This window comes from Nitrosospira multiformis (assembly GCF_900111585.1).
Taxonomy (GTDB): Bacteria; Pseudomonadota; Gammaproteobacteria; order Burkholderiales; family Nitrosomonadaceae; genus Nitrosospira; species Nitrosospira multiformis_B.
On sequence record NZ_FOHI01000004.1, the window covers coordinates 1 to 14,602 of the forward strand.

12 protein-coding genes and 3 tRNA genes are annotated in these 14,602 nt (G+C 51.3%); 13 read left to right on the top strand and 2 right to left on the bottom strand.

Annotated features, from left to right (window positions below; all coding sequences use genetic code 11):
• Positions 1-317: EAL domain-containing protein (locus BMW46_RS07310; protein ID WP_143121424.1), on the top strand; the 317-nt coding region annotated here is incomplete at its 5' end.
• Positions 318-590: 273 nt separating this feature from the next.
• On the opposite strand, the gene BMW46_RS07315 is transcribed toward BMW46_RS07310, so the two are convergent.
• Positions 591-662, bottom strand: a tRNA-Val gene (locus BMW46_RS07315).
• Positions 663-860: 198 nt separating this feature from the next.
• Between BMW46_RS07315 and gltX the strand changes: the two genes are divergently transcribed.
• The 8 genes from gltX (at position 861) to BMW46_RS07370 (ending at position 10,096) form a co-directional block, all read left to right on the top strand.
• The gene (gene gltX / locus BMW46_RS07320) at positions 861-2,258 is read left to right on the top strand and encodes a glutamate--tRNA ligase (RefSeq protein WP_074706698.1); all 1,398 of its coding nucleotides are present in this window, start codon (positions 861-863) and stop codon (positions 2,256-2,258) included.
• 246 nt (positions 2,259-2,504) lie between these two features.
• Positions 2,505-2,580: transfer RNA gene (locus BMW46_RS07325), tRNA-Ala, on the top strand.
• A gap of 58 nt (positions 2,581-2,638) precedes the next feature.
• Positions 2,639-2,714: transfer RNA gene (locus tag BMW46_RS07330), tRNA-Glu, on the top strand.
• 1,713 nt (positions 2,715-4,427) lie between these two features.
• Positions 4,428-4,613, top strand: a complete 186-nt coding sequence (locus BMW46_RS07340; RefSeq protein ID WP_074706703.1) for a CsbD family protein — start codon at positions 4,428-4,430, stop codon at positions 4,611-4,613.
• A gap of 941 nt (positions 4,614-5,554) precedes the next feature.
• Positions 5,555-5,968 (top strand): nitrosocyanin, encoded by a 414-nt coding sequence (locus BMW46_RS07350; protein ID WP_011380929.1) that lies wholly within the window; start codon positions 5,555-5,557, stop codon positions 5,966-5,968.
• An 882-nt stretch (positions 5,969-6,850) separates the two neighbouring features.
• Positions 6,851-7,531, top strand: a complete 681-nt coding sequence (locus BMW46_RS07360) for an HNH endonuclease (protein ID WP_074706710.1) — start codon at positions 6,851-6,853, stop codon at positions 7,529-7,531.
• Positions 7,532-7,577: 46 nt separating this feature from the next.
• A complete protein-coding gene (locus BMW46_RS07365) occupies positions 7,578-9,356 on the top strand; it encodes an ABC1 kinase family protein (RefSeq protein ID WP_074706713.1) in 1,779 nt (592 codons plus the stop codon).
• An 89-nt stretch (positions 9,357-9,445) separates the two neighbouring features.
• Positions 9,446-10,096 (top strand): hypothetical protein, encoded by a 651-nt coding sequence (locus BMW46_RS07370; protein ID WP_256376993.1) that lies wholly within the window; start codon positions 9,446-9,448, stop codon positions 10,094-10,096.
• 273 nt (positions 10,097-10,369) lie between these two features.
• On the opposite strand, the gene BMW46_RS07375 is transcribed toward BMW46_RS07370, so the two are convergent.
• Complete coding sequence (locus tag BMW46_RS07375) at positions 10,370-11,131, bottom strand: GNAT family N-acetyltransferase (RefSeq protein WP_074706715.1); 762 nt, start codon at positions 11,129-11,131, stop codon at positions 10,370-10,372.
• Positions 11,132-11,409: 278 nt separating this feature from the next.
• On the opposite strand from BMW46_RS07375, the gene BMW46_RS07380 reads away from it, so the two are divergent.
• The 4 genes from BMW46_RS07380 (at position 11,410) to BMW46_RS07395 (ending at position 14,305) form a co-directional block, all read left to right on the top strand.
• The gene (locus tag BMW46_RS07380; RefSeq protein WP_074706718.1) at positions 11,410-11,718 is read left to right on the top strand and encodes a hypothetical protein; all 309 of its coding nucleotides are present in this window, start codon (positions 11,410-11,412) and stop codon (positions 11,716-11,718) included.
• A gap of 47 nt (positions 11,719-11,765) precedes the next feature.
• The gene (gene astB / locus BMW46_RS07385) at positions 11,766-13,109 is read left to right on the top strand and encodes an N-succinylarginine dihydrolase (RefSeq protein WP_074706721.1); all 1,344 of its coding nucleotides are present in this window, start codon (positions 11,766-11,768) and stop codon (positions 13,107-13,109) included.
• Between the two features lie 95 nt (positions 13,110-13,204).
• Complete coding sequence (locus BMW46_RS07390; protein WP_074706724.1) at positions 13,205-13,582, top strand: VOC family protein; 378 nt, start codon at positions 13,205-13,207, stop codon at positions 13,580-13,582.
• 207 nt (positions 13,583-13,789) lie between these two features.
• Positions 13,790-14,305 carry an NlpC/P60 family protein gene (locus BMW46_RS07395; RefSeq protein WP_074706727.1) on the top strand — a complete coding sequence of 172 codons (516 nt, stop codon included), beginning with the start codon at positions 13,790-13,792 and terminating at the stop codon, positions 14,303-14,305.
• Positions 14,306-14,602: the final 297 nt, after the last annotated feature.

Here is a 14,602-nt window from a genome sequence, read left to right on the forward strand (position 1 = left end):
TGGCTATTGACGATTTCGGTACCGGCTATTCCAGTTTGTCCTATTTGCGGCAATTTGCCATCGACCGGCTAAAAATAGATCAAAGCTTCGTTCGTGACCTACCCGAGGACACTGATGCCCAAGCTATTATTTGCGCCATTGTAGCGATGGGACGCAGCCTTGGTTTACGCGTGATAGTTGAAGGTGTAGAGACAGAAGGCCAAGCGGAGTATTTGCGAAGCGTTCAATGCGATGAAAGTCAAGGTTATCTATATGCAAGGCCCATGATGCCAATTGATTTTGAGGCTTGGGTAAAAACCAGGAATCCGGTTGTTTAGACGCTCGCGCGCTATCATTCGTTAATCCTTTTGTGGGTGAGGGCCAGTTTTTCAAGGAGAGTTACCGGATCTATTGGATTTGCTGAAGACGGCAAGCGCAATCTGGTTTTGATTGTCGCCTATTCCCATTAAGATTTCATCAATTGAGGCGATGCTGATAACTATCGACCAGTTGCAAACCGGACGGAGAGTTTTGGCGAGGAAGACAGCCGCACCTGGCTCATATCCGCCAAAATTACTGGATGTCTTCAGCCTTGCTGGACTATCTTCTAGTGGGCGGTACTGGGATCGAACCAGTGGCTTCCACCGTGTGAAGGTGGCACTCTACCGCTGAGTTAACCGCCCGTTGTGACGTTATCCTAAATTGATAACGCTTGAGGGTGGCGCAATTAGAGCATAAATCGACGATTCTGGTCAACGCCTCCACTTATGCAAATTGCGCATACGGGCTGCAGGAATGTTAAGTCACGACTTACTTACATTCTTGTAAAATGGCGGGTTTCCACAACTGTCGAGCTGATTCCTGTAATCGGCGCCTCATCTATGATTCGCACTCGTTTCGCTCCCAGTCCCACAGGCTATCTTCACATTGGCGGTGCTCGCACGGCGCTGTTTTCCTGGGCTTATGCCCGCAAGCATGGCGGTAAATTCGTCCTTCGGATTGAGGATACGGATCTGGAACGTTCCACCGCTCAATCAACCCAAGCGATTCTGGACGGTATGGCGTGGCTGGGACTGGACTATGACGAGGGGCCGTTTTACCAGATGCAGCGGCTGGCGCGCTACCATGAAGTAGCGGAGCAATTATTGCGCACGGGCCGTGCCTATTACTGCTATTGCAGCAGGGAAGAGCTGGATGCAATGCGCGAGCAGCAGCGCGGAGCGGGGTTGAAGCCCCGCTATGATGGTCGCTGGCGCGATTCCAAGGAGGAGCCTCCTGCCGGTGTGAAGCCCGTCGTACGGTTGAAAAACCCGCTGGATGGGGAGGTAACATTCAAGGACCTGATTAAGGGTGAAATCACCGTTGCCAACAGTGAGCTGGATGATCTCGTGCTGCTGCGCGGCGATGGGGTGCCGACTTATAACTTTGGCGTGGTGATTGACGATCTCGATATGAACATCACGCATGTAATTCGGGGCGATGATCACGTGAACAATACGCCGCGCCAGATCAATATATTGAAGGCCTTGGGTGCACCTTTGCCGCAATATGCGCATGTGCCGATGATTCTCGGTGCGGATGGCGAGCGTTTATCGAAGCGGCATGGCGCGGTGTCGGTAATGCAATACCGTGAAGATGGTTACCTGTCAGAGGCGTTGGTGAATTATCTGGCCCGGTTGGGCTGGTCGCATGGTGATGAGGAAATATTCAGCCGGGAGCAGTTGGTGGAGTGGTTCGATTTATCCAATATCAATCGCTCACCGGCGAAGTTCAATCCGGAAAAGTTGCAATGGCTCAATCAGCAATACCTGAAAACGGCAGATAACGAGCGGCTGGCGGAATTGGTAAAACCTTTTCTCGCGGCGGATAGCTGTGACGTTACGGGCGAAGGGGTTCCCGATTTGCGCAAGGTTATGAATCTGCTCAAGGAGCGCGTCAATACCATTGCGGAACTGGCGGATGCAGCCGTTTATTTCTTCCGTCCGCTGGAGCCTGCCCAGGAACTGAGAGCGCAGTATTTCACTGCTGAGGCTAAAGTTCCAATTCTCGATTTGCGGACAAAACTTGCCACGGTCGAATGGGAAGGCCATGCCATCAACGACGCAATCAAGGCCAGCGCTACGGCACACGATGTGAAGATGCCGAAGGTGGCAATGCCATTACGCGTCATGGTTACAGGAGAGGCACAGACTCCGGCGATCAATGTGGTGTTGGAACTGCTGGGCAGGGAGGAAACGCTGAGGAGGATGGACAAGCAGCTTGAGTACTTTTCCAACTAATTAATAACCGGGACTAAACGCCGGGAATATTCCACGAACCCATCCTGCCATCGTTCCCTTTTCCGCTCTCACCTTCGACAAGCATGTCCTGAGCCTGCTGAAGGGGCTCAGGGAGTGGTCAGGACAAGCAAGGCGAAAGGATCAATTGTTCGCAGAGTGATCCGCCAGGGGATGATGGGGATGATATACTTCTACCTGTACATTGACGGGAAAAATAGTGGTCAGTATAATTCGCCTTCTTTTGCCGGGGGTATAGCTCAGCTGGGAGAGCGCTTGCATGGCATGCAAGAGGTCAGCGGTTCGATCCCGCTTACCTCCACCAGTTTATGGCAATATCACAAACTGACGGCAAATGGTTTTAAGCATTTCAAAGTCCTCTGGTCCCCATCGTCTAGAGGCCTAGGACATCACCCTTTCACGGTGAGTACGGGGGTTCGAATCCCCCTGGGGACGCCACCAATTCCCCCAAATTCAGCTTGATTTTGTAATGAATACAACAAGCTGGACTGGAGGAATCCAAAGTAATGCGGTCTATCAGGCTGCGCAGTATGGCTTTTAGCGATTCTCTGTCGAGTTCCGGTAGATTTTCTGCTACCCTCGAGAGCATGGATTGCACATCAGATTTTTTTATCTCATGCAGCGCCTTCGATTGCTTCCGAGTCACTTCCAGCCTGGAAAGCTGATCTTCGAGCGAGGCTCGTTGATTCGCGAATTCCTCTATCTTTTGAAGCAGCTTTCCAATTGCGGTTGTCTCTGACAGAAGATCGGATAGCCGGTTTATTTTTGCATCCAGCTTTTTGATTTCCGCCTGCAAGTCTGCGCCCTCCGCATCGTAGCTTGGGCCCATCAGGAACCATTACAGCCAAAGTCGGAGTTGCCTATACGCGTCCTCGTTCGATTAGCAAAAATTGGAGGATCCGAATGATATTCAGAGATGCCGAACAAGCTCTTTGTCAAGAAACGGGAGAACGAGGTTAGTAACACCTCTTCTGGAGGGTTGGGAATGGTTAAAAGAAGATTGCAGTAATATCAGGTCTGGTAGACTGGTATCGAGCTCAACAGCTGGAGATTCATTATGAAGAGGACATTAATACTTCTAATAGCTGCTGTGGCGTTATCAGGATGCGCAACCACAAGCGGGTACGAAAAGAAATTAGCTTTGTTTTACGGTATATCAGAGATTGATTTGATCATGTTGCTTGGAACTCCTCAGCAAGTTTATGAGGCAGGAGGCAGAAAGTTCCTTACTTATTCTTTTTCCAAGTCTGTAATGGTTCCGGCTGGGGAAGGAAGTATCGAAAATACCAAGTCATGCCAAACTACCTTTTAAGTTGAGAAAGGTATCGTTGTCGGATCAAGCTGGAAAGGGACGCCTGCAAAGCGTAGCCTCCGATAGAACAGGAGCACCAAGCCGCCTTCCGGCGAGAAGAGAACGACCGTGAAGAGTTCGAGCATTAAGGCAGTGGAGCACGTGATTTTCTGGGGGAATCTGCACGTATCGCCGCCTTGAAATGGTGGGGTTCACCGAATCCCACTGAGGACGCCACTTTAACACTGGTCGATTGATCCGGCATTCACAGCCTCGCCAGAGTAACGAAGTGCAATTGGAGTTTTCATCTCGCAGGCTCAGCAATTCACAGATAACGACCTCTCTCACTAGAACCCGCTCTGAGCGGTTTTTTTTTGCGTCCCGCTCTTTCCTCAATAAGCAGCGAAAAACCTGTTCTTATCGACTGATCGGTGCTCCGTCACAGAGCTAAGATAGCCATGCGGTTGTAGTTATCTCCATCTACCCTCCCAGGCCCCGAAGCACTTCCCTTTTATGGGGCTTGGGTTTTTATTTCCCGCTCCTGCGTCGCCTACACCTATCTCCTCATCACTCCCTTGCTGCGTCCAATCCCACTTTGGTCAAGAAAGAAGAACGTCGTCCTCCTGTCATCTTTGCCCCTTCATCAATAACCTTTAGCGCTACTTAGGCAGCGTGATGTTTATCTGCTCCACCTTGTGATCAAGTTGAGATAAATCGATGTCTGCCATGTTCCATCCCTCCAAGCGAGTTTTTTATTGCTGTGTTTGCTACCGAACATTACTCAGCAATATCATCTGATATTGTAATCTCCATGTTTCTCGTCCACGGTGGATAAAGAAACATCTTTAAGGAGATTACAGATGAACAAAGATCAAGTTAAAGGTGCGGCTAAAGATATCGCCGGCAAAGTACAGCAGGAGGTAGGAGAATTGACCGGTGACAAGGAACAGCAAGCCAAAGGACTTGCCAAGCAGGCTGAAGGCAAAATCCAAAAAGGAGTTGGCGATGCGAAAGAGGCAATCAAGGATGCCGCTGACAAGCTCTAAAGAAATGCCGGGAAGCTAAAAAATCACTCAATAATAACAATACATTCTCCTCTCCTCACTCCTAAACCCGCCTGCGCGGGTTTTTTATTTTCATATGTTGAGTATTTAACGGTAGAGATTCCATTGTATTGTTAATCTACCTACTCGCTTCTCCCTCCCAAAACAGGAAAGCGATTGCAGTAAACGGCGTTCGCCGGGCTTTTTGTTGCCACCCTCCGAAGGTCACAAGCCTTTCACAGCTGATTCACATCAATTTAACCCCTGATGTAATAACGTACTTTGCCTGGACTCATTAATGAGAGAGGAAAGGATGAAGCGCGAATACCAAATAGGAAATGATCAACTGATTGATCACATCTTGAAGCTATGGAACTTAGGGCTAGAAGAATCGCAGCGAGCCTTGATTGACCTGATAAGAAACCTGGACGAGACTACTCGACAAGAAGTCCTTCAAGTTCTTGAGAACTCAGTGAGCGGCGAGGGGAGGGCAACTGACCGGCTGAAGGCATCAAGATGAACTCGCCGGAGTTTCCGCAGCTTCTCCTTGGGGACGCCACAAAATCGCAAATTGATGTGCCGGATTGTGTGATAAATACAACAGTCCGGGACTTGTTAGTTGAATCCGAATCGACCTGCCCTGGCTCTTTCGGGCATGCCGGTTTCTTCCCTTGATCGTGGCCAGAAATCAGGAAGTCTGAAAACAATAAATTCAACCTCCTGATTTAACTGCGATAATCTTCAGCTCTATTTGCTCTGTACTGTAAAAGGATGATGAGGAAGATTTCGGATAAACGTGATGATGCCGAAATGAGCGGGGAAATTGTTTCTCAAGCCGGAAGTTGATGAGAAAGTGACTCTTGACATTCGGCGTCATCCCATACAAAGTATTGGTTCCAGAAATGCCATTTAATTAAAACCAACTAAACTTCGAAAGGAAACTAATGATGAAAATAAACAAGGCAATGTTTGCGGGTCTGGCTTTTGGCATGCTGTTGACGGGTGCGGTGCACGCAGCAGAACAAAAATTCACGGTGGTTATCAATGCCTATGACACCACGATTCCTGAACTCAATGTTGAAGGTGTTACGGTCAAGAACATCCGGGCTTTTAATGTTCTCAACGAGCCGGAAGCACTGACGGTTAAGAAAGGTAATACAGTAAAGGTCACCATCGAGAACAAATCGCCCATCAGCGAAGGTTTTTCCATTGACGCCTATGGAATCAAGGAAGTAATCAAGGCGGGCGAAACCAAGACCGTCAGCTTCAAAGCGGACAAGGTCGGTGCATTCACCATCTGGTGCCAGCTTCATCCCAAGAACATCCACCTGCCCGGTTCTCTGAACGTCATCGATTAATTGGATTGATCTGACGCCATTGATGGAGCAGCATTGGCGGCAAAAGATTCGTTCTTGTTCCGTTGCATAGTTATAATTAAAAACCCGCTGATTAGCGGGTTTTTAATTTATGCATTTAGTTCGGGAATGTTTTTACGGCGCAGGTAAGATGTATAGGGAAACGAAAAGCGAATTGCTTGCACGTTTTCCCAAATGTCTTTCATTACTTGGCTACACACATCCCTTTGCAGTCAAGCCCATCCTTGGTGGGATCGCATTTATCCGATGGATCATCAATGCAAATCATGCCGCCCACGCATTTGATTCTGCTGGGACCAGCGCAAGGTTGCTTGACTTTTGTTTTTTCGCCCCCACCCGCTGTGCACTTGCCCGGACAGTTCAGACCGTCTTTGGTGGGGTCGCACTTGTCTGACGGATCATCTACGCAGGCCATACCCCGGGGGCATTTAATTACGCTAGGCCCGCCACAAGGCAGCTCCTTTTGATCCATATGGTGGGATTTGGAATCCGATTTATGGCCTTCATGCATTCCGTCCTGTGCTTGAACATTTCCTCCCAAACCCATAGCCAACCCCAGAGTCAATGCAAGCAATGTTGTGAATCTGGCACCCACGCTAAAAACAGAATAAGTTTTCATATCAACTCCCCCTGAAATGAAGAAAAAAAGCAAATGACCGAGAACTCCCTCTTGGTGACACTATTGTTTATTAATGATGATCGGGTTTTTTATAAAAGAAATGAAGCGCAAAAAACCACGACAATTTTAGGAATGGAAAATCACTCCGTTCTGTACGGTGACGCACCTATTACAGAGGTTGAATTTGCACACGTGTGAGTGCCGCGTCATAATCCTGACTATGGCTGGTTAATTGGCAGAAAAATATGGATGACGTTTTCTGGAGCGATGAAGAACTGAGGGCTTCCGTTGAAGCTTACGTTGAGATGCAGTGCAATGAGCGTACGGGTCAGCTCATTGTAAAGAAGCTGTATTACAAAAAGCTGGTGGAAATGTTCGGTCGCAGCGAACAGGCTTTTGAATCTCGCATGCAGAACATTTCCTATGTCCTTTCGCTGATGGGACGCGGATGGATGAGCGAGCTGAAGCCGGCAAAAGATATCGAGCCTCTTGTTGCTGCGCGGATCGAACAATTACTGGAGCAGACCAGTGGACAAAAGGCGGTTCCAGTAGTCGCCTTTGAGATTGCTGTGCGCGAGGCAACGGAACAGAAAGACCTTCCCAAGCCCAGCGGTAATGCTCACCCTAAACGCCGACGCATATCTGTTGCGCAATTACAGCGTGATCCCAGCGTGAAGGCATGGGTGTTGCAGCAGGCAGCAGGAACTTGCGAATCATGCGAAAAACCCGCTCCATTTCAAGGGTCGGATGGATTACCTTATCTCGAATTGCATTATGTTCAGGGCCTGGCTGATGGCGGAGCCGATGCTGTTTCCAATGCAGTGGCGCTATGTCCCAATTGTCATCGCGAGATACATTACGGCGCCAATGCTCACGCGGTGGAAGCGTGGCTGTATGACACCGTCCAGAGACTGGAGCGGGATTAGATAAAGGTAAAGGTCGGGTTGAAATCATGAATCCGGGGAAGAGTTGATGCTCTGGCAAGCAATGACCGCAGCGCGGGATCTCGGACGCCTGCACGAGATTGCTTCAATCCTCATACGGCATGGTTTCGGGGATGTGGTGCGCCGGCTCGGGTTTGCCCATGCGCTGGAGCGTGCCGGACGTGCGTTGCACTGGAATGAGGCCACCGAACTGGCACAGCTTGAACCTCAAGCGAGTGTGCGGCGCGCGATGGAGGAGATGGGACCTACCTTCGTCAAGCTCGGCCAGATTCTGGCAACACGCGTCGATCTTTTCGATCCCGAATGGATCGCTGAATTCAGCAAGCTGCAGGACAGTACACCGGCTTCCCCTTATCCTGAAATCCATCAGCAGCTCACTGAGGATCTGGGCGCCCCCCCGGAGGAAATATTTGCCGCCTTTGAGCCGGGGCCGTTTGCCGCCGGATCTATTGCCCAAGTTCATCTTGCACGGCTGGAAGATGGTACCGAAGTTGTGGTCAAGGTGCGGCGACCCGGCATTCGAGTGGTGGTTGAAGCGGATTTGCGCTGGCTCTCAAGGCTTGCCGAACTCATTGAAACCAGCAACTCAGAACTGCGCCACTTCCACTGGCAGGAAGTGGTTGCGCAATTTACACAGTCACTCCGGCGTGAACTCGATTTTGGTGCCGAGTGCCGGCATGCGGAACGTGTTGCCTCTAACTTCGCCGGCTACTCCGACGAGGCCTCGCCCATTTTGCCCTTGGCACATCCTCCTGCCGGCAAGGATGAATCTTCTTCGTTACTCCCACTCATTGTCATTCCCAAGGTTTATTGGCAATGGACCGGTGAACGCGTATGTGTGCAGGAGTATATTCGAGGCATTTCCGGTCGCGATGTTGCGGCGGTCGATCGGGCTGGCCTCGACCGCAAGGTTCTCGCCCGCCGTGGGGTGGGTGCGGTGATAAAAATGATTCTGGTGGATGGGTTGTTCCACGCGGACCCGCACCCCGGCAACCTATTTTATCTTCCGGGCAATCGAATTGCCTTCATCGATTTTGGCATGATCGGCCTGCTGGGGGAAGCACGGCGCGGAGAACTGATCCATCTTTTACTCGGGTTGGTTCAGTATGATTCTGCCGCGGTGGCCGATGTGTTGCTCGACTGGACCGGGGAGGGGGATGTCAACGAAGAAGCGCTTAAGACTGAAATCCAGCTGTTTGTCGATCAATATCTGGGCGTTCCTCTAAAGCAGCTCAAGCTTGGCTCCATGCTTGCAGACCTTGTTGCCATCCTGCGCGGACATCGGTTGCATCTGCCGCCTGATCTTGCGCTCTTTTTCAAGGCATTCATTACGCTTGAAGGCACAGGAAGGGAGCTCGATCCGGAATTGGATATTGCAGGCGAGGCGCTGCCCCTGTTGCGGGATGCAATGGCAATCCGTTACGCGCCGGCCGCAATGGCAAAGCGCGGATGGCGCACAGCCATCGAGCTGGCAAGTCTGCTAAGCAATCTGCCTCGCGATCTCTCGCGATTGTTGCGTTCTGCCCGTCGGGGCAAAGTGGATATTCATATCGAGGTAGCGCATCTCAAACACGTTGGTGATCAACTGGACGGTGCGGTCAACCGGCTGGTCGTGGGTATCGTGGTTGCCGCTGTCATCGTGGGTTCCTCGGTCGTGATGGCAGTCTCCACTGGGCCCACTCTATGGGGCGTCCCTTTCTTCAGTCTGCTCGGGTTTGCTTGTGCAACGATTGGCGCAATATGGCTGTTTTCAGCGATTTCCCGCGCCAATAAGGCCGATCGCGAGAGGAAGCCACGAGGCGATTGATCGCAGGATTGCGCTTGTTTGCGTGTGCTCGTATTCATATGCTGCCCTATTTTATTCTTCCTTCCAGTAGCAGAAACCGGGATAGAACAATGAGAACAATCAATTTCTTGCAAACCCTTACTTTGGCAACCGCCATCGTACTGATGGCCGGGTGCTCAACTACGCAGCGCAACACTCAATCATCAAGAACAGCTGTCGAACAGCTCCTCCTGAGTGAAGCAGTAAAAAGAAGCTTTCCCAATGAGCCAGGTGAATTTCTGCCCATCTCCCGCGGAGCGAGCGTAGCGATCAACACGGTAGGGATGACCCCCGACCAGGCTTTTCTGCAGCAGGTTTTAGCCGGATGGCTGGGGCAGCAAGGCTATCTGGTGCAGAAAGACGGCAAGGATGCCACACATCGGGTCGACGTGGTCGTGGAGGCCTTGGGAACAGAATTGTCGGGGACATTCATGGGAATGCCCCCCGTCCAGAGTCAATTCATTCCATTTTCGCTGCCGGAATTGGCACTCTATAAAACCCAGTATCAGACCGGATATGCGAAATTTCACCTGAATGTCTTTGGCTTGCCAGCCGGGAATTTTCTTGGATCGACCTCTGCTTTCCTGGCGGATGCCTACTACAATGACTACACGGTTCTCTTCATGTTGTCGCATACCTTCACAGATCTTTCATCCGTTCCGGAGATGGGTTCCTTCAACCGCAAGCCCGCCGGTCCGCGGGTGGAGAATAAGGCAGAGTAAGCAGGAGCATTGCCAAAAGGAAAATATTCACAAATACCATGATCCATTTGGCCTCCCGCCGGTGCATGAGCCCGGGATTTCGAACGGTATTTTGCTGGCGAGGCTACTGTGTAATAGCGGGAGGGGGTAACCGTGACAGCGAGGGAAAACCGCTCGTGCACGTGCCTCGCCTTCCTCTGCAAAGGCTCATAGAACACTCGGGGTGGCATCGACAGACCCCAAGGTTCCGGGCAAAATGCATCATCCCGGATTAGGATTCTTCAAGAAGCCGGCTCATCTCCCTTGCTTTCCAGGTGTTGGCACCCGCAGTTCTTGTACGCGTAGTTCTTGTACAATATCGTGCAGCGCATTGCGAAAATCGATGTCCAGCAGGTGGCGAATTTTCAACGTCACGATAAGCTCATGCCCGTTTCGCGTCCGGCTCCAGTTTTCCATCTGCAGGCTTTTTTGGATGGCTTCCGCGCGCCTGGCGTCGGACAGATAGAAAAAATCGCAGCAGCACTTCCGTCCTGAGTCCGGGGCAGGAGGCGTCCGGCAGGAAGTGCAGGCATTGAACAACGCCGATGGGGGTGTCGGGAGAGGTTCGAAGCCAAGCCGTTCCGTATTGGCAGCAGAATGTTCATTGGCCGGCTTTACTCCGGTGATCAACGCCGCAAAGCTTTTTGTGGCGGTATCGTCCCCGCTTTTATCCGGAACGTGACCGAGTGTCGCAGCGCAAATTCTGATTTGCAAAAGGAGGTTCTGCAATCCGTAGCCTCTCCATTCCTTCTTTACGTAACACATCCCCAGTTCTTTTTCGACCGAACCTGGCAGGTCGAACACACCAGCACCTGCCATGAAACTACCTACGGCATTCTCTATGACAAAAAACAGACCGTTCTCGACTGCGGCCTTGAATTCATCATAAGGCCGCCACAACAGGTTTGCGGATTCTTCCCGGGGCAGTTCTGCAACGGCTTGGCGATATTCCGCCAATATGTGCTCAACATCCCCAAGGCCTGCTGACCGGATGGTTGCATGAGTAGTGTCTGACATCTCGCTCTCCTATGGCGCTTGTCGTATTCCGATGCAAAAAGGAAAAAAGGAGGAGTTACGACAGATACTGGCAGACACCTCCTGGAATAGCGGTGTTAGATGGGATCTATTCCACAGAATTCAATCCAGTGGCCAAATCCATGGACATCAGCCGATTTCTGAACAAGCCATTGCATGGCTCGAGATAATGTTTTGACACAAAAAAGAAAAGAATATATAAATAATTGCGTGCTGCATGTTGAATGCTTTGGATATTTGCTAATGAGGTACGGAAAGTAATGGTTACAGTAGAGCAGTATCGGCAACTTTGCGCAGAATGGAGCGGGGATGCGGCCGAATTTTCCTGGTTGGTTCAGCATGGCGATATTGCAGGAGTTTCGCAGCGTGCCATTGCAGCCGAGTTCGAATTTGCTCCGTCCACGGTTTCGCGATGGGCGGCGGGTGAGGCGCTTCCTCACAGGCGTGTCCAGAAGCTGGTGGTGGGCGCGCTGGAAAAAAAGGCGCGGCGGCTCGAACAGGCTTGCGCCAGCGCGTTTCTTCCGGTTAAAAAAGAAGTAGACACCACCCAATCCCAGCGGCAGGCTTAAGATTCTTTGGTCGACAAAGTGCACTCTGACACTCCATTTGCAAAGCGATGAACGCTTACGAAGTCAATTTTGACGGGTTGGTAGGTCCCACGCACAATTATGGTGGACTGGCGGTAGGAAACATCGCTTCTGCAGAGAGTGCCCTGACAAATTCCAATCCCCGCGAAGCCGCATTGCAGGGATTGGAAAAAATGAAACGGCTTTCTGATCTCGGCATCACGCAGGGCATTCTGCCGCCGCAGGACCGTCCAGCTGTTTCGGTGCTCCGAAAGCTGGGATTTGTCGGGGAGGACGCAGCCGTCATCCGGTGCGCGGCAACGGTTGCCCCTGGGCTTCTGCGCGCCTGCTCGTCCGCATCCAGCATGTGGGTGGCCAACGCCGCCACTGTTTCGCCGAGCGCCGACACCGAGGATGGCAAGGTACATCTTACGGCTGCCAATCTACCCTCGCAACTTCATCGAAGCATCGAGGCGCCTGTTACCAGTGCTGTTTTGAAGCGGGTGTTCAGTAATGAGCGCTATTTTGTGCACCACGATCCCCTGCCGTCCAATCTTTATTTTGGAGATGAGGGCGCTGCCAACCACATGCGTCTCTGCCCGAAGCATGATGAAAGCGGGGTGGAGATTTTTGTCTTTGGCCGCTCTGCCAGCCGCGATATTCCCAAGCCTCTGCGATTTCCCGCACGCCAGTCGCTGGAGGCCAGCGAAGCGGTTGCGAGGTTGCACCGAATCAAGCGTGGAAAGGAATTGTTCGTGCAGCAAGGTCCTGTGGCCATCGATGCAGGGGCGTTTCATAACGACGTGCTGGCGGTAGCAAACTGCGATGTCCTGTTTTACCACGAGGCGGCATACCGGGAGTGGGAGGAAACCGAAGCTGGAATTACAAAGGCATGCGACTGGCCGATTCACTTCATCAGGGCTGGGGAAGAAGATATTACGCTTGCCGAGGCGGTCCGGACTTATCTCTTTAATAGTCAACTCCTTACTCTTCCCGGTAACGAGATGATGATCCTCGCGCCCTCGGAATGCCGGGAATCTCACGCTGCCAGAATCTTTCTCGAACGGATTGTGCAGGATGGGGCTAATCCCATTGCCCATGTCGAGTACGTAGATTTGCGCCAAAGCATGAAAAACGGGGGAGGGCCTGCCTGCCTGCGACTTCGTGTCGTGCTAACCGAACCAGAACTCGATGCTGTGCAAAAAAACAGCCGTGTGATTCTTGATGAGTGCCTCTACAATGAACTCAAGGCATGGATCGAAAAGCATTACCGCGAGCGCCTATCACCAACTGATCTGGGTGATCCGACTCTCCTGCGGGAGAGCCGTGCCGCATTGGACGAACTGACGACTATACTGGGATTTGGCTCGCTGTATGAATTCCAGTGGCCTTAAACCTTGTCAGCATTTTAGCGGCAATCGGCAGTGGAATCCGGAAGCACTGCCGAATCTGAACGAACAACTTCTGCCAACCATTCCCGGAGGAATTCATGGCCATCACGCTCAATCACACCATCGTACCGGCGCGCGACAAGGAGGAATCCGCACGGTTCTATTCGAGAATATTCGGTTTCCGGTATGTCGGCCCGTTTTCTCATTTCATTGTGGTAAAAGTGAACGACACACTTTCTCTGGATTTCGATAACCGGGAAAAATTCGATTCGAACCATTATGCATTCAAGGTAACGGAGCAGGAGTTCGACGAGATCTTCACCAGGTTGAAAACGGAGAACATCAAGTATGGCAGCGGCCCTTTCGATCCCGAAAACATGAGCATCAACCACAACGATGGCGGGCGCGGCGTCTATTTCCGCGATCCCGCAGGGCATCTGCTGGAAATGCTGACGGTTGATTACAAGATTTCTTGAAACATAAGCGTTGTCCGATATATCCCGCCTTGCTATCTTTGATAATGGAAGAAGCGGTCGATCTTCCATATTGATGAGCTGGCAAGCGATATCCTAGAATTCTATGCCTTAAGGAGGAGCATCAGAGCGGCCCTCGTGCTGCTGCCCATAATACTTACAAACCTTGCGAGTATCGCATGGGAACAATAACCTGAAATTGGGGGGGCTATGAAAAAAAGCATCTGGTTCATGATTGTCCCTCTGACCATTGGATTGGTCGGATGCAGCAGCGTACCGGAAAAGGGCACGAAAGTTACTCATGCACCCGGAGTTACTCATGCACCCGGAGCCAAGGTAGATCTTGAGAAAACGTCGCAGGTAAAGAGAATGCTGTATGAGCAGTACAACCAGTGGAAACATACCCGATATCGGATTGGCGGCATGAGCAAGAACGGCATCGACTGCTCCGGTTTCGTTCAGGTGACATTCAAGACCAAGCTGGGTGTGATATTGCCGCGCTCGACCGAGTTCCAGGTGCAACTGGGAGAGAGTGTCAGTAAAAGCGAACTGAGAGCGGGAGATCTTGTTTTTTTCAAGACAGGCTGGAGGGGCCGACATGTAGGTGTCTATATCGAAGATGGCAGATTTCTCCATGCTTCAAGCACCTACGGCGTGACCATTTCAGGATTGAACGAGGGCTACTGGAAATCCGCCTACTGGAAAGCGAAGCGGCTCGATATGTAAGAAACTCTTCCTGTTGTTTCCGCTGTTATATTACTGCTTCATCATTGCCCCTGGAAAATCTAGGACCGTGAGATAGAGGCAGGTGGAGGCCTTGATCTAATAACAAATCGTCAAGAGATTCTGTCCGATGGTATTATTCAAGCAGGCAGTCTGATACGTGCCTGAGTTCTGTCTGCACTTGAGCAATTTCTTAACAGTTCTCCCCCTGGGCATGAGAATGCTGCCAATGCCCGATCCATCCGCACCTCACCTTGAGAACTTCCCGGCCAGTCCTTACAGGGTGTGCCCCCAGAGGTT

What these genes read in the sequence shown, in the direction of transcription:
- BMW46_RS07365 (WP_074706713.1), top strand. Translation starts at nt 7,578, where the DNA reads ATGCTCTGGCAAGCAATGACCGCAGCGCGGGATCTCGGACGCCTGCAC.
- gltX (WP_074706698.1), top strand. Translation starts at nt 861, where the DNA reads ATGATTCGCACTCGTTTCGCTCCCAGTCCCACAGGCTATCTTCACATT.
- BMW46_RS07350 (WP_011380929.1), top strand. Translation starts at nt 5,555, where the DNA reads ATGATGAAAATAAACAAGGCAATGTTTGCGGGTCTGGCTTTTGGCATG.
- BMW46_RS07370 (WP_256376993.1), top strand. Translation starts at nt 9,446, where the DNA reads ATGAGAACAATCAATTTCTTGCAAACCCTTACTTTGGCAACCGCCATC.
- BMW46_RS07340 (WP_074706703.1), top strand. Translation starts at nt 4,428, where the DNA reads ATGAACAAAGATCAAGTTAAAGGTGCGGCTAAAGATATCGCCGGCAAA.
- BMW46_RS07395 (WP_074706727.1), top strand. Translation starts at nt 13,790, where the DNA reads ATGAAAAAAAGCATCTGGTTCATGATTGTCCCTCTGACCATTGGATTG.
- BMW46_RS07375 (WP_074706715.1), bottom strand. Translation starts at nt 11,131, where the DNA reads ATGTCAGACACTACTCATGCAACCATCCGGTCAGCAGGCCTTGGGGAT.
- BMW46_RS07380 (WP_074706718.1), top strand. Translation starts at nt 11,410, where the DNA reads ATGGTTACAGTAGAGCAGTATCGGCAACTTTGCGCAGAATGGAGCGGG.
- astB (WP_074706721.1), top strand. Translation starts at nt 11,766, where the DNA reads ATGAACGCTTACGAAGTCAATTTTGACGGGTTGGTAGGTCCCACGCAC.
- BMW46_RS07390 (WP_074706724.1), top strand. Translation starts at nt 13,205, where the DNA reads ATGGCCATCACGCTCAATCACACCATCGTACCGGCGCGCGACAAGGAG.
- BMW46_RS07360 (WP_074706710.1), top strand. Translation starts at nt 6,851, where the DNA reads ATGGATGACGTTTTCTGGAGCGATGAAGAACTGAGGGCTTCCGTTGAA.